The organism is Psychrobacter sp. TB20-MNA-CIBAN-0197 (assembly GCF_040309765.1).
GTDB classification, from domain to species: domain Bacteria; phylum Pseudomonadota; class Gammaproteobacteria; order Pseudomonadales; family Moraxellaceae; genus Psychrobacter; species Psychrobacter submarinus.
In genome coordinates, this window is sequence record NZ_JBEOPC010000036.1 from 1 (window position 1) to 20,572 (window position 20,572).

Annotated in this window: 16 protein-coding genes; 7 read left to right on the forward strand and 9 right to left on the reverse strand. The window is 43.8% G+C overall.

Features of this window, described 5'->3' with window-relative positions:
- Positions 1-54 precede the first annotated feature (54 nt).
- The 3 genes from AAEY83_RS10960 to serS form a co-directional block, all read right to left on the reverse strand.
- Positions 55-768 (reverse strand): RNA-directed DNA polymerase, encoded by a 714-nt coding sequence (locus AAEY83_RS10960; protein ID WP_025643827.1) that lies wholly within the window; start codon positions 766-768, stop codon positions 55-57.
- Between the two features lie 219 nt (positions 769-987).
- A complete protein-coding gene (tkt, locus tag AAEY83_RS10965; protein WP_025643829.1) occupies positions 988-2,985 on the reverse strand; it encodes a transketolase in 1,998 nt (665 codons plus the stop codon).
- Positions 2,986-3,257: 272 nt separating this feature from the next.
- The gene (gene serS / locus AAEY83_RS10970; protein WP_025643831.1) at positions 3,258-4,544 is read right to left on the reverse strand and encodes a serine--tRNA ligase; all 1,287 of its coding nucleotides are present in this window, start codon (positions 4,542-4,544) and stop codon (positions 3,258-3,260) included.
- A gap of 241 nt (positions 4,545-4,785) precedes the next feature.
- On the opposite strand from serS, the gene AAEY83_RS10975 reads away from it, so the two are divergent.
- Positions 4,786-5,445 carry a YcxB family protein gene (locus tag AAEY83_RS10975; protein WP_025643833.1) on the forward strand — a complete coding sequence of 220 codons (660 nt, stop codon included), beginning with the start codon at positions 4,786-4,788 and terminating at the stop codon, positions 5,443-5,445.
- A gap of 277 nt (positions 5,446-5,722) precedes the next feature.
- Positions 5,723-6,211, forward strand: a complete 489-nt coding sequence (locus tag AAEY83_RS10980; RefSeq protein ID WP_025643835.1) for a Dps family protein — start codon at positions 5,723-5,725, stop codon at positions 6,209-6,211.
- Positions 6,212-6,337: 126 nt separating this feature from the next.
- Here AAEY83_RS10980 and AAEY83_RS10985 read toward each other — a convergent pair whose 3' ends face one another.
- From AAEY83_RS10985 to AAEY83_RS10995, 3 genes are all read right to left on the reverse strand, one after another.
- Positions 6,338-7,081 carry a DUF2057 family protein gene (locus tag AAEY83_RS10985; protein ID WP_025643837.1) on the reverse strand — a complete coding sequence of 248 codons (744 nt, stop codon included), beginning with the start codon at positions 7,079-7,081 and terminating at the stop codon, positions 6,338-6,340.
- 89 nt (positions 7,082-7,170) lie between these two features.
- A complete protein-coding gene (gene hda, locus AAEY83_RS10990) occupies positions 7,171-7,974 on the reverse strand; it encodes a DnaA regulatory inactivator Hda (RefSeq protein ID WP_025643839.1) in 804 nt (267 codons plus the stop codon).
- A gap of 166 nt (positions 7,975-8,140) precedes the next feature.
- A complete protein-coding gene (locus AAEY83_RS10995; RefSeq protein WP_025643841.1) occupies positions 8,141-9,247 on the reverse strand; it encodes an AI-2E family transporter in 1,107 nt (368 codons plus the stop codon).
- Between the two features lie 311 nt (positions 9,248-9,558).
- Here AAEY83_RS10995 and purM point away from each other — a divergent pair, with 311 nt between their 5' ends.
- Both purM and purN read left to right on the forward strand, forming a co-directional pair.
- Entirely contained in the window at positions 9,559-10,608 is a 1,050-nt protein-coding gene (purM, locus tag AAEY83_RS11000) for a phosphoribosylformylglycinamidine cyclo-ligase (protein WP_025643843.1), read from the forward strand.
- Positions 10,608-11,306 (forward strand): phosphoribosylglycinamide formyltransferase, encoded by a 699-nt coding sequence (gene purN / locus AAEY83_RS11005; protein ID WP_051397450.1) that lies wholly within the window; start codon positions 10,608-10,610, stop codon positions 11,304-11,306. The genes purM and purN overlap by 1 nt, the downstream gene beginning before the upstream one ends.
- Before the next feature lie 134 nt (positions 11,307-11,440).
- On the opposite strand, the gene AAEY83_RS11010 is transcribed toward purN, so the two are convergent.
- Both AAEY83_RS11010 and AAEY83_RS11015 read right to left on the reverse strand, forming a co-directional pair.
- Positions 11,441-12,820, reverse strand: a complete 1,380-nt coding sequence (locus tag AAEY83_RS11010) for an NAD-dependent succinate-semialdehyde dehydrogenase (RefSeq protein WP_025643853.1) — start codon at positions 12,818-12,820, stop codon at positions 11,441-11,443.
- 451 nt (positions 12,821-13,271) lie between these two features.
- Positions 13,272-14,261: a LysR family transcriptional regulator gene (locus AAEY83_RS11015; RefSeq protein WP_025643854.1), complete on the reverse strand. Its 990-nt coding sequence runs from the start codon at positions 14,259-14,261 to the stop codon at positions 13,272-13,274.
- Positions 14,262-14,932: 671 nt separating this feature from the next.
- Between AAEY83_RS11015 and AAEY83_RS11020 the strand changes: the two genes are divergently transcribed.
- Positions 14,933-16,522, forward strand: coding sequence for an isocitrate lyase (locus AAEY83_RS11020; RefSeq protein ID WP_025643856.1), 1,590 nt, complete (start codon positions 14,933-14,935; stop codon positions 16,520-16,522).
- A gap of 344 nt (positions 16,523-16,866) precedes the next feature.
- A complete protein-coding gene (locus tag AAEY83_RS11025; RefSeq protein ID WP_025643858.1) occupies positions 16,867-18,459 on the forward strand; it encodes a CYTH and CHAD domain-containing protein in 1,593 nt (530 codons plus the stop codon).
- Between the two features lie 87 nt (positions 18,460-18,546).
- On the opposite strand, the gene AAEY83_RS11030 is transcribed toward AAEY83_RS11025, so the two are convergent.
- Entirely contained in the window at positions 18,547-19,062 is a 516-nt protein-coding gene (locus AAEY83_RS11030; RefSeq protein ID WP_025643860.1) for a L,D-transpeptidase, read from the reverse strand.
- 131 nt (positions 19,063-19,193) lie between these two features.
- Between AAEY83_RS11030 and AAEY83_RS11035 the strand changes: the two genes are divergently transcribed.
- Complete coding sequence (locus tag AAEY83_RS11035; RefSeq protein ID WP_025643862.1) at positions 19,194-20,510, forward strand: hypothetical protein; 1,317 nt, start codon at positions 19,194-19,196, stop codon at positions 20,508-20,510.
- Positions 20,511-20,572: the final 62 nt, after the last annotated feature.

Genomic DNA, 20,572 nt, shown 5'->3' on the forward strand with positions numbered 1-20,572 from the left:
CGCTATGATCTTAGAATGAAGCTGTTTGCTGGTATCATTAATTCCGAGCTTAAATTATGACTTTTGCAAGAGGTCTATTCTAAAATCATCTACATATCTCGTATGACTTAGGCCCTCATTAATTATATAGTCATCGATGTCCATCAAGATAGCTTCAGCCATAATTATACTAGCTGCCGGACCAACTGGAATACCTTGAGAGTTCTTACCGTTTAGTTTAGATAAGAAAGCCTCTATGTCATTAGATTCGTTACTTAAGCTTGAATTGGAAAATTCTATAGCATTGTTTAGTCTATGTAGATAAATCTGATTATAAAAATCTGTAATATCTGTATAAAGTACATATTTATAAGCATCGGCTAATTCTTTTGATTTGTTAACATAGTTATTAAATCCATTACCATCTGCGAAAAAACTTCCGTTATTTAAATCAATTCTATAAGAACACGCTACATTTAACTCTATTGGAACTCTGTTTCTTTCTATTGAATCAGCTACTTCATATGCTAGAGCTGTATATACAATTGTACTTACTGCATCTAACTGCTGGACAATTCTAAATCCTCCTTTAGGTTTTACAGATGTAGCAGTGATTGCGCTAGCAGCTGGTAATTTAGTTACGTTAGTTGAAGACAATTCTTTTTTCACGTCTTCCCATGAGTGCCAGATAGCATCATATTCTCTATTCTTAGGAAAAAAGTCAGAATCGTAATAGCTTTCAATGTGTTTTTTAGCAAACTCTAAAGAATCATCGGATAAACGGCTCATGTGTTCCCTTTTTTTTATAATACTGAATGTATTCAAATTTAGTTAGATATTATTTACTGACTTATGTTTAATAGTAACAAATATTTAGAATTGCTTCTATATCTTAATTTTTAAAACAAAAAAAGAGCCACCAGAATTGTCTGGTAGCTCTGCTCAATAGTGCCATTAACTCAACTATAAACCATAGCTAAGTACTGGGCTAAAGCCCCAGCCTACAAATCAGATCAAACTATTTACCGCTTCAACCACCGCCTCGCTTGTAATACCAAACTCTTTGTACAAGTCGCTAGCAGGTGCTGATTCGCCATAAGTCGTCATGCCGATAACTTTGCCATCAAGGCCAACGAACTTATACCAGTAGTCGACATGCGCCGCTTCGACTGCGACACGGGCACGGATAGCAGCAGGTAGTACTGAATCACGGTAGCTGGCATCTTGCTCCATAAAGATCTCAGCACACGGCATAGAGACCACGCGCACGCCTACACTGTTTTCGCTAAGTGTCTTGTATGCTTGCATCGCAAGGCCGACTTCTGAACCGGTAGCGATGATAATGGCTTGCAGCTCGCCTTGCTCTTTCGCTAGTACATAACCACCTTTAGCAATATTAGCGACTTGGCTTGTATCACGCGCTTGATGCGGCAAGCCTTGACGGCTAAAGATAAGCGCTGATGGGTTGTTTTCAGACTTGATTGCTTCTACCCAAGCACTTGCAGATTCAGTCGCATCACACGGACGCCATGTGCGCAAGTTTGGCGTAGTACGCAGACTCGTCAATTGCTCAACAGGCTGATGAGTTGGACCATCTTCACCCAGACCGATAGAGTCATGCGTATAGACATGAATGACACGCTGCTTCATCAACGCGCCCATACGCACTGCATTACGCGCGTATTCCATAAACATCAAGAAGGTCGCAACATAAGGGATAAAGCCGCCATGTAGCGCGATACCATTAGCAATCGCGGTCATACCGAACTCACGTACGCCGTAGTAAATATAGTTACCGTCAGCGTCGGTTTCGATACCCTTGGCGTCTTTAAAAAGGGTTAAGTTTGAGCCAGCCAGATCCGCTGAACCACCCATGATTTCAGGCAGCAAAGGCTGTAGCGCATTGATCGCGTTTTGACTGGCTTTACGACTGGCGACGTCACCGCCTGCTTCTTGAGTTTGCTGGATATAGTGTTTTGCTTGAGCCTCAAATTCGCTTGGTAGCTCGCCATTTAGACGGCGCATCAGCTCTTCTGCAAGCTCTGGATAGGCTTTTTTATAGCCTTCAAAGGTCGCGTTCCAGTTCTTTTGCATGACATCGCCTTTGGCCTTACCATCCCATGCTTCATAGATCTCATCATCTAACTCAAATGGCGCGTGTTTCCATGCCAGCTCATCACGAGTTAACGCGATTTCATCATCACCAAGCGGCGCGCCGTGGCTAGAAGCTTTGCCTTGCTTGTTTGGGCTACCTGCACCAATAGTGGTTTTGCAGATGATTAAGCTTGGACGAGTCGTCTCATTGATCGCTTGCTCGGTCGCTTGAGTAATGGCGTCGGTATCATGACCATCGACTTTGATCACCTGCCAGCCGTAGCTCTCAAAGCGCATTTGTGTATCATCGGTGAACCAGCCTTCGACGTCGCCATCGATAGAGATGCCATTATCATCATAGAAGAATACTAGTTTACCCAGCTCTAACGTTCCTGCAAGCGAGCAGACTTCATGGCTAATGCCTTCCATTAAGCAGCCATCGCCTAAGAACGCATAAGTATGATGGTCGATAACTTCATGACCGTCACGGTTGAACTGCGCGGCAAGCGTTTTTTCGGCGATAGCAAAACCTACCGCATTAGCGATACCTTGGCCTAGTGGACCTGTCGTCGTTTCCACACCAGGGGTATAACCCAGCTCTGGGTGACCTGGCGTCTTTGAATGCAGCTGGCGAAAGCCTTTTAGATCGTCAACGCTGACGTCATACCCTGAAAGATGCAATAATGAATAAATCAGCATCGAGCCATGACCGTTTGATAATACAAAGCGGTCACGGTTATGCCAGTTAGGATCAGCAGGGTTATGCTTCAAAAACTTGCGCCATAACACTTCAGCGATATCGGCCATACCCATCGGCGCGCCGGGGTGGCCTGAGTTGGCTTTTTGTACCGCGTCAAACGAGAGCACACGGATAGCATTAGCAAGTTTACGTTCATTAATTGGGGTAGGCATAGCAGGTCCTAATATTCGGATGATAAGTCAAGAAGACAAAAGGAAAAGCGATTGAGTAATAAGATTAGAGCGTAATAACTGCGCGCGCTCGATAATTAGATAAATAACAAGATATTTAAGTCAGGGGCAATATTAACATATTTGCGATAATCCTAGCTAAAAATGCGCTGACAGGAGCGTTTGCGTTTCGCAATCACTCCTATTGGTTTTATTAAATGACAGACATGTAGATACATAAATAGGCAGAATCGACAGATAGGATAAAGCGCTACTTATACTGCAATAGTCTCAGCACCGCCCATAAATGGACGCAATACTTCAGGAATCGTAATGCTGCCATCAGCGTTTTGATGATTTTCCATTACCGCGAGCAAAGTACGCCCTACTGCTAGACCTGAGCCATTTAGGGTATGTGCCAGACTGGTTTGCTTACCATCTTTAACCCGCGTGCCCATACGGCGTGCTTGGAAGTCGCCGCAGTTTGAGCAGCTGGAGATTTCACGGTAGGTATCTTGGCTCGGTAGCCACACTTCGATGTCATAAGTCTTTTGCGCGGCAAAGCCCATATCGCCGGTACATAGCATAACAGTACGGTACGGCAAATTGAGCTGCTGCAAGATATATTCTGCTTGCCCCGTCATCGCCTCTAGCAGCTCATCTGATTGCTCGGAGGTGGCGATATTGACCATCTCAACCTTTTCAAACTGATGCTGACGGATCAGGCCACGTGTGTCGCGCCCGTGCGAGCCGGCTTCACTACGAAAGCACGGCGTGTGCGCGGTGAACTTAAGCGGCAGCTCTTTAACATCCAAACGCTCACCGCGTACTAGATTAGTCATTGGCACCTCAGCAGTCGGAATCAAGTAAAAGTCGGTGCCGTCGTTATTAGTATGGTTGGTCAATTTAAACAGATCATCTTCAAACTTAGGCAACTGACCTGTGCCTTTTAGGCTCTCAGAATTGACAATATAAGGTACATAAGTCTCAAGATAGCCGTACTTAATAGTATGAGTGTTCAGCATAAACTGAATCAACGCGCGATGCAGCTGCGCCAATTGGCCTTTTAGCACATTAAAGCGGCTACCTGTTAGCTTCGCAGCAGCTTCAAAATCAAGCATCCCTAGTGTCTCACCGATATGGGTATGATCCTGTATTTCAAAATCAAACTCACGCGGGCTACCCCAGCGGCGTACTTCTACGTTATTGTCCTCTGACTCGCCTACTGGCACATCGCTAGCTGGAAGATTAGGGATTTGTAGCGCCGCCTGATTGATGCGCTCTTGCAGACTACGTAGCTCGTCTTCGGCGGCCTTAATCTCACCACTGACGCTTTGCATCTCAGCAAGTAGCGAGCTTGCATCTTCACCGGCCTTTTTGAGCGCGCCGACTTGTTTGGCTCCCGCATTGCGGCGAGACTGCAGCTCTTCTGTTTTGACCTGCAAAGACTTACGCTCTGACTCAATCGTTTGCCAAAATTCTATATCTAGCGGATAACCACGCGTGGTCAATTGCTGCTGTAAATCAGTTAAGTCACCGCGTAAAAGTTTGGGGTCTATCATAAGAATTGCCTGTCGCGCTATAAGTTAGATGAGTAAAACTAAATGATTGCTATGATACCAAGACACAGCGGATTTGACCACGTTTTCGCATAGTTTTGCGACAGATAACGATAGATAGGCGAATCTATTTCTTTTATAGGCGCTTTTCGGTAAGATAAGCACCTACCGATATCCTTCTTTAGCCCATTATAGTGTGCCAAAGTCGTCTAACACTTTTTATCTGAGTATCTGAGAACCTTTTATGGCCCTGTATCCCTATACGCTGCAACCTATCGCCCTCAACTTGACGGAAGCTGAATTTCAGCAAGCCCAATACGAGCTATTTACTAATGCAAGCCCCTCTTTTGGTCTAAAAAGTCTAAAAATGAAAGAGTGGATCATCATAGGGATAGTCGTCCTCCTAGCCATCGCTGGACTGGTCTTTTTGACGGGCTACTCAACGATTATTTTTTGGCTAATGCTAGTATCCGTAGTCATCTATTTGTTGGTTCGGACCCTTGGCTTTAAATGGTACGTCAAAAAAGAGTTTGAAAAACAAGTGTCGGGGCAAGAGATGCCTGATGAGATGCGCCAAATCAAGCTTGGCGTACAAAAGCATGGCCTAGTGATGGCGATGCCTGCCAATCAGCCTGATCTGATGCAAAACCCGCAAATGCGCGGTATGCAAATGCGTGCCGGCGCAACTCAGCAAGCAGTGATACCTTGGAGCGCGGTCAAGAGCTGGGATGAGACTGATGACTATATCTTTATGATGTTTGAGATGAAAGGTCAGCAAGGCAGTCAAATTATACCTAAGCGCTTAACTACGCAAAAATTCCCTATCGATACGGTACGTCAACATCTACAAGAAGTCGTTCCTATTCGCGGTCTAAACCCCGAGAGCTTACAGCCTCCTGCTTAGCGCATTAGCTGCACTAGTTAAAGCTGTTAGTAGTTATCACTTTTTTATGTTTTATAAAACTCATCATATTGGTTTATTTAATTCAATTAACCTAACCACCTACCTTTGCTATGATAGCAGTCATTAAAGAGGCGGGAGCTAGCAGACGGGTTTTGCTACTGTCTGCTTAATAAGATAAAATAATTTTGATTAAAATGTAAAAAATAATCACCAATATTTTTAATCGTACTTTAAATACAGTTTTATAAATTAACACTCACATTAAAAGGATAATATTATGAGTAATCAAGATAACACTACTAATCAGATTGGCCTAGAAAGAGCAGATATGAGCGCTGTCGTTGAAAAGCTTAACAGCTTACTATCGAGCTATCATATGTTTTATATCAACGTACGCGGCTATCACTGGAACGTTAAAGGCGAGCACTTCTTTTCATTGCATGAGCAGTTTGAAGAGCTGTACACTAACTTGCAAGTAGAGATCGATGAGATTGCCGAGCGCATTCTAACTCTAGGTAAAACGCCACTACATGCTTATAGCGACTTTGCTCAGCATACTAGCATCAAAGAAGACAAAAACGTCCATGATGGTAATAGCTGCGTCAAAGGTGTAGTTACAGGTTTACAGACGCTTATCGAAGAGCAGCGTCAAGTATCAGCTCTAGCGGAAGAAGCGGAAGACCAAGGTACTGCTGACTTGCTTGATGAGTATGTGCAGCAGCAAGAGAAGCTAGTATGGATGTATAACGCATTTTTAGGCAAATAGCATTACATAAGTCGTGTTTAGTAATCAGTTATGCACAAAAAAGCACCTATAGAATTAGGTGCTTTTTTTATATCTAAATTTTGGCACAATGATTGCTATCTACAGTAGCTTACTGATTATAATCGCCTATTCTTGTACCCATTGGCGTATTTTTGCGCGCTCGTTTGGCGTTGCTTGTAACCAAAGCTGCATAAAGCTATCTAGAGTATTGGTGCTTTGCACTGATGCCGCTTTTGTAGCGGGTGCTACGCTATAAGTACTCGTGGCTGGCGTAGTTCCTGTAGTCGCCCTTGTCGGTTGCGGCTGAACTGCCGGTGCAGGTGATGGCTGGTCAATAGCAGCGATAGCGCGTTGGTTTTGCATCTGCGCATCTTCGCCACCGCCAAATACGCCGCCAATCGCTTTACTCAACCCAGAGAAAATTCCGCCACTGTTGCCAGCTACGCTTTGTTGACTGGCGATAATGGTATTGTTTTGCTGCACAGCAAGCGTTGGCTGTTTTGCATACTCTTTAGCAGCTTTGTAATCCTCTGGCTGGTTTGGCATAACCAAACGATAGGTCTGATTGTCCGCCATTTCAGCGACAACACTGACGTTACCTGAACGCAGATAGTCATGCTCATCACGAGGAAGATTATACAGACGATCGTATTTGGCTGTTATCGCATGCTTACCCGGCTGTAGCGTGAAGCTTTTGGTCAATGGCTGAAAGATACTTTGAGAAATCTCTTGCCCATTAATCGCGGTAACCTTGATATTGTCATCCACGAGCAGCGTCACGTCGGCATGCGTTAGCATAGATACTGAGCTTGCGGCCATCAGTAACGTACCGACGGATAGTTTTTTGTATAAAGAGGCTGAGAGTGTCATAAGATATCCTATCGATAGTAAAATTATTTTGTAAAATACAATACTGTGTGCAATGAACTGTTTTGTGCAATAAAAATATGAGTATAAGGTTAAAAGTCGAGTGGCATCGTCTGATTGTCATCAATCGCCGCTTGACTATCGACTTGGGTTTCTTGACTGATATCCGCCAGCTCAGCGGCTAAGGTCTGCTCATCGATCGTACGCAGGGCATCGCTGATGACTGCTTTTGAGATATTACTGCGGCCTAAGTTTGAAAACATAGGCTGTATGTAATTGAGCACTTCCATCATCGCGCCAATACGATGCGGACCTTCTGTGAGCAAATGAGTCAAAATACGCTCATCAAACTGCCAACCGCGCCGGCGCAAGATAGATTCTAGCAGCGCTTGACGATCGACCAACTCATGGCCATCAGGGACCTTGAAGCTTGGCGCCTGAGACAACCTAGTGAGTAGATCGGTCAGTTGAAATGGCAGCGTGCTTGCAGATTTGTTAGCAGCAAATAATAGCTGACGTTGGCCCTCTCGGCTGCGATTGATCAGATGAAACAAAGCCTCTTGCCACTGAGTACTATGCTCTAGAACATCCAAATCATCAATAGCGATAACATCAAAGTTCTCTAGCGAAGAGAGGACATTGACATCGGTATTGACTAGCTCATTGAGCGAAAGGCAAATGGCTGATTTATCGATATCGATAAACGACTCGCAGATAGCAGATAATAAATGGGACTTGCCAGTAGCAGGGCTGCCAAATAGGTACAACTGACCTATCAGGCCGACATGAAGCTGCCGCACTGCATCGATGATAGACATCCAACCGGGACCTGAAAAGTCGCTGAGACTCGCATCATGCTTTATGTCCAGATTGAGACTTAGCTGTGCTTGCGCCATAGATCGTCAACTTAGTTTGGATAACACGGTAAAACGGTATTGAGAAACCATATCTTCTAAAATTGTGTTATAAACACTGCGCCTATATATACCATACTTCTAAAATGACTGACAAGTGCTTTACTCTTTTTAGCCATAGCAAAGAAGGATATGTTCTCAAATAAGATCATTCTTTTTTGAATAGATCCAACTGAACGCGGCCTTTATAAAAGTCAGTCGAGCGATAATAAGCATAGAGATGCCTAAATAGCACATTGATTACCGCTGATACGGGTAGCGCAATAAGCATACCAACGAAGCCTAATAGGCTTGCCCCTGCCAACACCGCAAAGATGACCCATAGCGGCGATAGACCGATTTTGTCCCCTAGTAGTAGCGGCTGCAGCACATAACCTTCAGCGGCTTGACCGACCAAAAAGGCTCCCACAATCAACGACAGATAGAACCAATCAAAGCCAAACTGAAATAGTCCCGCGATAATGGCAGCAATAAAGCCCAAACCAAAACCTAAATAGGGTACGAAGCTTGCGATACCAGCGACCATACCAATAGTGAGTCCCAACTCCAAACCGATCAGCTGCAGCTGTACAGCATAAATAGCGCCTAGTAACACCATAACCAAAAGCTGCCCTTTAATAAACTCCATTAAAGCGCGATCACACTCTTCGGCAATAGTAATCACTTTTTTGCTATACCCTGCCGGTATGGCCATCTTCCAGTTATGAATACGTTGATCCCAATTGAATAAAAAGTAGAACGTCAAAATAGGTACCAACACAATTAAGCCGGCATTATTGACAAACCTCATCCCCGAAGAAAGAATTTGACTCATCCATGTGCTCGCATCAGAGATGTTGTAATGCGTCTGCATATAACTGACCAAGGTCTCAGAAAAGCCTTCGATCTGCAATGCCGGCAGTAGTATGTTGGTATTGCTCACAAACCAGTCGCGAACCACATCATTATACCAACCCAAAATCCTCGGCAGATACTCCCAAGCTGCTTGTAATTGGTACCACAACGTCGGTATCAACCACCACAATAATAGCGCCATACCTACCGTAATTGTGGTATAGACGACGATAATTGCAATCCAGCGTTTAACGTATTTGCTCAGCCGCTTTACTAACGGGTTAAATAAATAGGCCAGCACAAAGGCGACAAAAAAAGGAATGATGACAGGCAGCATCAGCTTTAATAAAAACAAGGCTATAATAATAATGACGACGATAAATAGACGTCGAAAAAAAGGATCTATAGGCTGGGATGTCATTATTAATGATCCTATAAATAAGGGATGGTTAATGCGCTTATAAGCGATAAAAACTAAGCAGTCTAATGATGAGAGTTTTTTTAGTAACTTCTAAAGAGTAAGACTGACATTATCGCAAAGTAATCATAAAAAGCGGTGAGATTTTTGTATCAACCACTCCTTCAGCACTTATTGCTGTTTTATAAGAAATATAAGGCTTTTATAGACAATATTAGCAAGTTGCTTTGCGAGGATGAGCTATTATTGGGTATAATGCGCACACAAAAATTATTTTATCTTATTTAGTTCCATACCCCAATTGTGAGATGACTATGAGTGACAAGCCTTCTTTAAGCTACAAAGATGCTGGCGTTGATATCGATGCTGGTGATGCGTTAGTCCAACGTATCAAGTCCGTGGCAAAAGCCACTACCCGTCCTGAAGTAGTTGGCGGGCTTGGTGGTTTTGGTGCCCTATGCCGTATCCCTACTGGCTACACTTCACCACTACTCGTCTCAGGTACCGACGGCGTCGGCACTAAGCTCAAGCTGGCACTACAGCTTGATCGTCACGATACGATTGGTATTGATCTAGTCGCTATGTGCGTAAACGATCTACTCGTATGCGGGGCTGAGCCGTTATTCTTCTTGGACTATTACGCAACCGGCAAGCTCGATGTAGATACCGCAGCTACAGTCGTCAGCGGCATTGGCGAGGGCTGTAAGCTTGCTAACTGTGCTCTTATCGGTGGCGAGACTGCTGAGATGCCAGGTATGTATCAAGACGAAGATTATGATCTCGCAGGCTTCTGTGTCGGCGTTGTAGAAGAGGCAGAAGTCATCACCGGCAAAAACGTCAGCGAGGGCGATGTGCTCATTGCCCTAGCCTCAAGTGGCGCTCATTCCAATGGCTACTCGCTAGTGCGTAAAGTCATCGAAGTCAGCGGTGTTGATGTCACTACTAGCGATGAGACCCTTGATGACCAGCCTATCGCAGATGCGCTGATGGCGCCGACTCGTATCTATGTCAAAGCGATCAAAGCGCTGCAAGACACGCTTGGTAGCTCAGCGCTGCACGCAATGTCACATATCACCGGCGGTGGTCTGACTGATAATTTACCACGTGTATTACCAGATCATCTTGCTGCTAGTATCGATACTACTAGCTGGCAATTCTCAGAGCTGTTTAACTGGCTACAAACTGAGGGCAATATTAGTCAGGCTGAGATGTATCGTACCTTTAACTGTGGCGTTGGTTTTGTCATCGTGGTGCCAGAACAGCAGGCTGATAAAGCTATTGAGATCTTAAACGACAATGGTGAACAAGCTTGGCAAATCGGCGAAATGGTCAGCCGCGAAGCTGACGCTGTGGTCTATCGTTAATGTCTAGCACTTCGTTAAAAAGCCGCGCCTCATCCATCAGTGAGCCATTACGAGTAGCCGTACTCGTCTCAGGTAGTGGTAGCAACTTACAAGTCTTAATAGATGCTATGCAGGCAGGCGAGCTACCGATAGAGATAGTTGGCGTTATCAGCAATCGCGAGGATGCTTATGCAATCACGCGTGCAACAGATGCCGATATCCCAGTCGTGGTATTGTCCCATGTGGCAAGTGGCAAACGCATGGGGATTAAGACTTTTGAGACGCATGCTTCTGCGCAGCTACAAGACTGGCAACCTGACTTGATTGTATTAGCTGGCTTTATGCGGGTGCTGAGTAGCAATTTTATTCATCATGCTATCGCGCCAATGATTAACTTACATCCCTCATTGCTTCCTGCCTATAAAGGACTCGATACTCATCAAAGAGTGATTCAGGCAGGCGAGCGTCATCATGGCTGTAGTATCCATGTGGTCACAGCTGAGCTTGATGCGGGTGCTGTGTTGACTCAAGCGCTACTGGAAGTCAATTTGAAGGACACGGCTGATAGCTTACAAGTACGAGTACAAAAGCTTGAACATCAACTGCTGCCTTGGACGATTTTGCTGTTGGCTAAAGGCGTATTAACACTCAATACCGATTCATCAGATGATGCTAATTACTTGCCAGCGCTACCGTTAACATTGCACATCGACCAATAAATACAAGCTCTATCTTAAGATCTCTCACTTAGAAATAATGACACATAAAAAAGCCCAGTCACTCTATATATGAATGACTGGGCTTCATTTTATCTAGCGCTAAGCTATTTTAGCTATAAAATTTGTCTGTGCTCTTAGTTACTATGAACATGCAAACCTTTGATATTTACAAACTCTTTAATACCAAAGCCACCATGTTCACGGCCATGACCTGAGTTTTTTACGCCGCCGAACGGTAGTGCTGGATTTGCCAGACCGTAGCCATTGATATAGACCATACCCGTATCAAACTGCTCTCTTGCTAAACGGATGGCTTTATCTTCGTCTTTAGAGAAGATAGCGCCGCCTAAACCATAACGGCTATCATTAGCAATGCGCATGGCATCATCTTGATCTTTTGCTCGAATCAATGAGGCTACTGGGCCAAATAACTCATCATCATAGGCTGGTTGTCCCTCGGAGACATTTTCCAAAATCGTAGCGGGATAAAAGTTACCTTTACCTTCAGGCAATTTACCGCCAACTGAAATCGTCGCGCCTTTTTTAACACTTTCTTCAACTTGCTCGTGTAACTTCTCTTGCAAGTCTTTACGTGCTAATGGACCGATATCAGAGCTGTCATCCATAGGATCATCAGCTTTGCTATTCGAGAACTTCTCAACAATACGATCGCGGAACTCATCATATAAGCTATCAACAACGATAAAACGCTTCGCTGCAACACATGTTTCACCATTATTGATTAAACGCGCTTGCGTACAAGTCTCTACAGCAAGGTCCAAATCAGCATCTTCGAGTACAATAAAGGCATCATTCGAGCCAAGCTCTAGTACGACTTTTTTAAGGACTTTAGCCGCTTGTTGACCAACGATCTTACCTGCGCCATCACTACCAGTGAGCGTAACACCGCGCACTTTATCATTACCGATAAGCTTTTCTGATTGATCATGATCGATCAAGATCGTACGGAATAGATCATTTGGTAGATCGGACTCATGGAAGATTTTTTCTATTAATAATCCAGAGCCTGTCACATTGGCAGCATGCTTTAATAAAACACTGTTACCGGCCATCAAATTAGCAATGGCATAGCGAAAGACTTGGTATGCTGGAAAGTTCCATGGCTGCATACCGTAGATAACACCAATGGGCTGATAAGTGACAATGCCTTTTTTCATATTTTCGATATCGCGCTCATCGTCAGCTAATGCAGTGACCCCTTTTTCGGCAGTATAGTCACAAATTGCTTTACATAGATCTACTTCACTCAAACTTTGGTCATAAAGCTTACCACGCTCTTCAGTCATTAGTTTTGACAACTCTTCCTTATACTTCACTAGCGTATCGCCAATAGACCTAATGACTTTAGCACGCTCTTCGTGACTCTTTTTACGCCATTCGAGAAAAGCTTCATGTGAGGCATCAACGATTTTGTTGACCTCATCATTAGTCATATAGTTATATTCTTTAATATCTTCGCCCGTTGTTGGGTTCACAGTAGTAATATCTGCCATGATTCACTATCCTTATTTTGTTGTCGCGGTCTAGAAATATTCTTAGCTAAAAACTCTATATCAGCCAATGAACGTTAATGGATTATAAGATGGTCTAAAAAGCTACTTCTTAGTTAAGTCTTTTTCAAAATTAAGACTATAGAAGTCAAACCCTCAAACCTTATCTAATTGATGATTTTATAATAACAAATAATTGGCAGCGTAATTTTACAAGATATAATGAAGTGTGATTTTGATGTTAACAATGTGACTGAAATATAAAGGCCTGCTTAATAAAGTCTATTAAGTAGACCTAAACTATCAGCGGGCTAATCAGTAGCATAATTCGTCTGTAATGCAATGATACGCATAAAAAAGACCAATATGTGAATTGGCCTTGAAAGCACTTTAATAGCACTTCCATAGTACTGTAACGGCAGATGGCTATTAGGTAATAAAACAGCTTATCTCATTAGAACAACTGAGTAATCACTGGAATATCTTGCTGTTGATCCTCTTCGTCTGCCACGACTTGCCGAGCGACATGCATAATCAGTTGTCGCAACCAGCGATGCGCTGGGTGATGCTGCAGTAGTGGTGACCATGCCATCGTCAGCTCAAATTCAGGAATGAAAAAAGGGGGCTCTTTCATGACAATACTATCATTGGTCGCTTGCATGCGTGCAACTCGCGTTGGCAGTGTCGCAATCAAGTCCTTATTAGCAGCGAGCATCGCTGGCATCTGATAATGACGAGTAAAGACGCTTATCTGACGTTTTTGTCCTAAGCGCTGCAAGGCTTGATCAATGGAGCCAAGGCCGCCCGATTTTTCTGGATTGACCCCAAACCCAACACCCATACCTGTCTTGGATACCCAAACATGCTGACCTTTGAGGTAGTTTTTAAGATTGAAGCGATTGACATAAGGGCTATCGGCAGATAGTAGGCAGCTAAAAGTATCGCGCCATACTAGTACTTGGTGAAAGCTTTGCGGTATCTCATTAAAGCGGTTAATCGCCAGATCGACTCGCCCTTGCTCCATATCACGATAAGACACATCTGATGGGGTTAAAAAGTCCAAAATAACATTGGGCGCCTCAGAGCGCAGAGCCTTAACCAGTTTAGGAACCAAAGTCGCCTCTGCATAGTCGGAGGTCATAATCCGAAAAACACGGGAGGTGCTATAAGGACGAAACTCAGTACGCGGCTCAAGCACTTGTGTCAAATCAGCGAGTATCTCACGAATACGCGGCTGCAGCTCAAGCGCGCGCTCAGTCGGTGTCATGCCCTCAGAAGAGCGCACCAATAGCGGATCATTGAATAGCTTACGCAGGCGACGCAAGATGTTACTCATAGCAGGCTGAGTGATACCCAATTGCTCAGCGGCGCGTGTGACATTCTTTTCTCGAAGCAATACATCTAAATGTACCAATAAATTTAAATCAACCCGCTGCAAATTCATATGTGTTTCTCTTCGCTTTATAATAAATGTCACTTAGCGTTCATAGCTGCATAATTACTATTTTTAAATACTGACGATTTTAAATACTGACGATAGACGGCTTTACTGTTCTCAAACGACCTAAAAACTACAATGTACCCAATGCTTATCTAAAAATCATTTAGTGACCGAGCTAGCTCAATATATTTATTTATAACTTACTGATTTTATTATACTATACTTATAGTAAATACCAAAGATAACTATCATAAATTAGATAAATTACACTAAACTGACTATAGTAAGACTCAACGCTTAACTCGCAAGCCCGCTCTAAGCCGTGTTACTGGCGAATATTGTAACATCTCTGATGGATAACAAGTAGCTTCTGCGCTATCGCCTTATCGCTACTTGTTGATGATTGATTGACTCTTTTTTTGTCAATAATTTAAATCAAATACCTTGTATTTTGAAGCAGGTTTGTTTAGGGTAATAGTCCTCATATTTTAAGAAGACCAATGCCGGCTTTATTATTAAGTCATTTATAGGCCAACAAGACAGGCATTTAGTAGTAATTAATCAATCAGTATCAAAGTAGTCGTAATTCAATCGCAACTATAGTCCGGTATGATATTACTTGCGATAAGCTCTTATTTTACCTCGTTTTTTCCACCCCACCAAGGAGACAGTAAATGTCAACAACCTATAAGTCAGCTATCGATTTAGTACGTGAATTAAAGCAAAAGCACGGCAACTGGCAAAATATCAGCGAAACTGATGCAGCCCGTATGATGATTCAAAACCGTTTCAAAACTGGTTTAGATATCGCAAAGTACACCGCTAAAATCATGCGTCAAGATATGGCAGATTACGACAATGATACGTCTCAGTATACTCAGTCTTTAGGCGCTTGGCACGGTTTTGTTGCACAGCAAACGATGTACGCGAAGAAAAAATACTTCGGTACCACTTCAAAGACTTATATCTACCTATCTGGCTGGATGGTCGCTGCTCTACGCTCTGAGTTCGGTCCTCTACCTGACCAATCAATGCACGAAAAAACGTCAGTACCTAAGCTTATCGAAGAGATCTACACGTTCTTACGTCAAGCCGACGCTAAAGTATTGAACGATTACTTCCGTGAGCTAAACGCTGCTGAAGAAGCAGGTCAAGACACTAAAGCTATCTTAGAGAAAATTGAAAACTTCGAATCACACGTTGTGCCAATCATCGCTGATATCGATGCCGGTTTCGGTAACGAAGAAGCGACTTACTTGCTAACTAAGCAAATGATCGAAGCCGGTGCTTGTGCTATTCAGGTCGAAAACCAAGTATCTGACGCTAAGCAGTGTGGTCACCAAGCGGGTAAAGTCACTGTACCGCATGAAGACTATATCGCTAAGCTTAACGCTATTCGTTACGCTTTCTTAGAGCTCGGCGTTGAAGACGGCGTTATCGTTGCCCGTACTGATAGTGAAGGCGCATCACTTACTCAAAAGATTCCAGTATCAGAAGAGCCAGGCGATCTTGCTTCTAAATACATCGACTTCCTAGAAATGGAAGAAATAAGCATTGAAGACGCAAATGAGAACGATAGCCTACTTAAGCATAACGGCAAACTAGTACGTCCAGTACGTATGCCAAACGGCTTATATAGCTTCCGCGAAGACACTAACATCGACCGCGTTGTGCTTGACTGTGTAACCGCTCTAGAAAACGGTGCTGACCTACTATGGATCGAGACGCCGACTCCAGACGTAGCACACATCAAAATGATGGTAGATCGTATCAAAGAGCAACAGCCAAAAGCGAAGCTCGTTTATAACAACAGCCCATCGTTCAACTGGACGCTGAACTTCCGTAAGCAAATCATCGCTAAGTGGGAAGAAGAAGGCAAAGACATCTCTAAGTACAACAAAGATGACTTAATGAGCAGCGACTATGATGGTACTGAGCTTGATCAAGCTGCTGACGAAGCTGCCAAGAACTTCCAGCGTGACGCCTCACGTGAAGCTGGTGTCTTCCATCACTTAATCACGCTACCTACTTATCACACCACTGCTCTAAGTGTGCATGAGCTAGCCAAAGGTTACTTCGGTGATGAAGGTATGCTTGCATATGCTGCTGGCGTACAGCGTAAAGAGATCCGTGAAGGCATCTCATGCGTGAAGCACCAAGCAATGGCCGGTTCTGACCTTGGCGATGATCATAAAGAGATCTTCTCAGGTGATAACGCGCTAAAAGCTGGTGGTGGCAAAAACACTATGAACCAGTTCGGCTAATCTCAAGCTATATACTATGAACTACTCATAGCCATGTAAGCTTAAATAAAAGCCACTCTACACACTGTAGGGTGGCTTTTTTTATGGCTATATTTTACCTATGGCATTTTGTCGGTATTCGATACGGTTATCGTAGATACTGCATCTGTGCCAGCTTACTTTTATAATGATCCTTGGGCATGCCAAGTAAAAATAATAGATATAAAGCTAACGGAAGCTATCACTACCTCGACTCTAGTCTCAAGCAAAACTTTACTTGTCATTCACTGACAGCGTTCATAGGATAGATATAATATAAGTATAGAGGTAACATAACTATTATTAGAACGATAGGAGACATCATCGTGCAAGAGATTGAATTGAAGTTCTTAGTGCCGCAAGCGCGTCTAAAAGGTCTTATGCGTCAAGCAAAAGTAAAATCCTCACAGACGACAATGATGTCCGCTCATTATTTTGATACGCCCAAGCAAGAGCTTGCCAAGAGCGGCATAGGGCTGCGTATTCGCTTAGAGGGCGATGAATGGGTGCAGACTATCAAAGCTGGCGGCGATGGCATTGCCGCGCGTCTAGAGCACAATATGACTCTAGATGGTGAGCTGGTGCAGACGATGCTAGAGACGGATAGCTTGTTGCCGGATTTAGCTATATATAAAGAAACCGCTATTGCTCCAGCTCTTGCAGACTTTAAACTCAAAAAAATCAACAAAAAACTAACTCGTCAATACATCACTGATATCGAGCGCACCACTCGCTTATTAGTAGATAAAGAAAAAGTAGTCGCTGATAAAAAGAACAGCGCAGAGGAAAGTACGGTAAGTACCATTGAGGTGGCTTATGATCAGGGTCAAATTATTCATGGAACAGATAACTCAAAAGTACAGGACATACAAGAGATAGAGTTTGAGCTGGTCTCAGGTAATCTAAACTTTTTATTCACTACGGCAAAAGTATGGTGCAAACGCTATAAGCTGTGTCTATCAACAGTCACTAAAGCTGAGCGTGGCAGCCTACTTCTCAATGAGCAAGACTTTAGCCCTGCCGTGCACGCCAATCTAGGCGCACTGAGCATCGATGCAGACAGTAGCATGCCGGCGTTCATGCGTGCAGTCGTTCATAATTGTCTATTACAAATACTGCCTAATAGTAGTGCCATCGCCGCTGGCAGCAACGACAACGAGCATGTGCTACAGCTACGTATAGGCATACAACGATTACGTACTGCCCTAAAGAGCTTCAAAAAATTCTCCGAACAGCTCAATCCTGAATGGCTACCTATCCTAAAACAAACAGCAACTCTTCTAGGCGACTATCGTCAGCTCGCTTATTTAGTCACTGATATAGAGCCAACACTACAGCATGCTGGTGCGCCTAGCGTCGATTGGAGTGCTGATATCGACAACATGAAAATAACACCCATCGACGCCGTTCGTGCTAATGACTTCCAGCTGACTTTGCTTGAGCTTATCGCCTTTACTATGAGTGATGCTACTCTAGAGCCAAAAGCCCATAAATGTGCGCAAGAAAAATTAGCAAAAAGACTCTCCAAGCAGCATATTAAGCTGCTTAAGGCTGAGTATGATTTTGAAGATATCATCTTGGAGGCGTCTACTGATGATACTGATCAAAGCGCTGCTATCCATGAAAAAACGCACCAACTGCGTAAACATCTCAAAAAAATGCGCTATCTCAGTGAGTTTACCGCTCCTCTATATTCAAAGAAAAAAAGCAAACGTTGGCTAAAACGTATAACAAAAACGCAGCGAGCGCTCGGGGAGTATTTAGATCATCAACAATATCAGCATTATTATCAGCAAAAATCTCACACTGACACGCAAGCTCTATATGGCGCCGGATGGTTTGCCGCGCAGCTAGAACCTGATACTAAACGCTGCAAAAAACGTTTGACTAAGCTGCAAGATGCAGCGAGCTTTTGGTAGAACTCTGATTTCCTAAATGGTTATAGATAGAAGAGTCTAAGTTTTATACCTTAAAGCCATTTAACCCTAAAAAGGCACGCTCTCATGCTAACCCTCTATAAGCATGACGGGCGTGCCCTCTTCTACTTGCGCAAATAACTCGATGATATCGGTATTACGCATGCGCACGCAGCCATGCGAGAGTGGTACACCCATCGGTTCACTATCAGGTGTGCCGTGAATATAAATATAGCGCTGATAGGTATCGCAGCCGCCTTGCTCGTTACTGCCTTTATTGATGCCCTCCTCTAAGCCTTTAAGCCATAAAATACGGCTCAAGATCCAATCTCGCTTTGGCTGTAGACGCCCCAACTCTGCGTCATATACCTCACCAGTAGCAACGCGTCCGACAAACACCGTATTTATAGGTGCATCGTCACCAATTTTTTGGGCAATAACATGACGACCAAGCGGCGTGCAGCCACTATCTTGTTGGCTACCGATACCGTTTTTTGCAGTTGAGATAGGATAAGAAGAGCTCGCCACCCCATGATTACAGATAATCAATGTCTGCGCTTCGATGTTAATGAGCACTGCTGTCTTGGGCGTATCGGTATTTTTCATATATAGATCCAAATAAAATTATTAGCGCTATCAACAACATAAAAAACCCCTAAAATTTTCTAATATTAGGGGATTGTATCCGCATGACTTGCACCGTAAGATATATAAACACTTTTTGATGCTAGCAGATTATGACTACTATTTCACCGACACGCGTGTCGATGTATGATTTTTTGTATCAAGATATTCAGCCTCTGACTTCTTTATTGGCTGATACTGCCACTCTCTCACTGCCGCAAACCCGTATAGCCGTCAATAGCGGCATACAGGCCATCCTTGCCGCTTTGTTAGCTTACCAGCAGCGCCACCAAGCGCAAGCGGTGAATAAAAAACTGTTCTCACGAGCAGCGGTTAAAGAGCTACGCCAGTATAATGCGATGAATTTTGCGACGTTAAGTGCCACGCTTTATCACCGTCAAGATGTCACTGAGACTTTATTCATTGATAGTACTCGTGTCAATAAGGCTTGTGATTATATTGCCGATCAGGTCGATGCGAGCGCCGCGCAAGTCAAAGTCCTTCTCGGTACTTTAACTATTATTGTATTGCGCGAGTTGGCTATTTTGACAGAGTATAGTCAATTAGATAATGAAGAGTTGGATAAATGGTTCGCGCTACAGCCGCAATTCTTAACCAAGCAGCGTTTTGCAGCAGACTCAGCAGCGAGTATCAACAGCCATGCTGACACTCAAGTGCTGACAAACGCTAGGTCTTCAACGAAACCTGCAGATAGTGAGTTATCCAAGGCTGCAAACCCGGAAGCGCTAAGCGCTAAAGTAGCAGAGACTGAAATAACAGACACTGAAATGACAAACGCTGAGAGTGCTAACAGCGAACAAACAGATTCGCAAGCACTTGATTTCAGACCACCAGCGTTTGACCCTTACTGGTACGAGCTGACAAAATTTGCGCCTAATCTGGCTGCTTCTGGGCAAGATATGCAGCAAGCGACGTCCAATTATTTAAAAGTAATAGGCCGCTCGCCTGAGAATGTGCAACAAGGTCGGCATAATGATTTGCTCGTCTTTACCCAGATGCCTAATATCAGTGTGCCGCATCAGCGCTGGCTGCTACAGTTGGCTAAAATCTCTGATATCTATCTGAATCGTCGGCGTCTGCGCATTGCCTCTGAGCCTATCAATCCGCCGAGCGCGCCATTAGTCAGCTTAGCGTTGATCGGTGGCAATAGCGATAACACACCTGCCACTACGAGCGAGACGCCGATTGAGTACGAGCCTGCCGCGCCGCTTTGGAAAAACCCCGTCATTCTTATTATTGTTTTGGTTATTGGCGCGCTCAGTGCTTTGGCTGCCCTGAAATATCAATCACAACAATCAAGCGGAGCAATAACCGCAACTGAAGCGGTCATAGAACATGATAAAGCCGAAGAGCGCGAGCAACAGGACGTCGCTATTGTAAAGGTCGATGACGAAGAGGAAGCTAAATAACTCTAGCGATAAAAGCCTTTTTGCATAAAAAAAACAGAGACTATCAGTCTCTGTTTTTTATT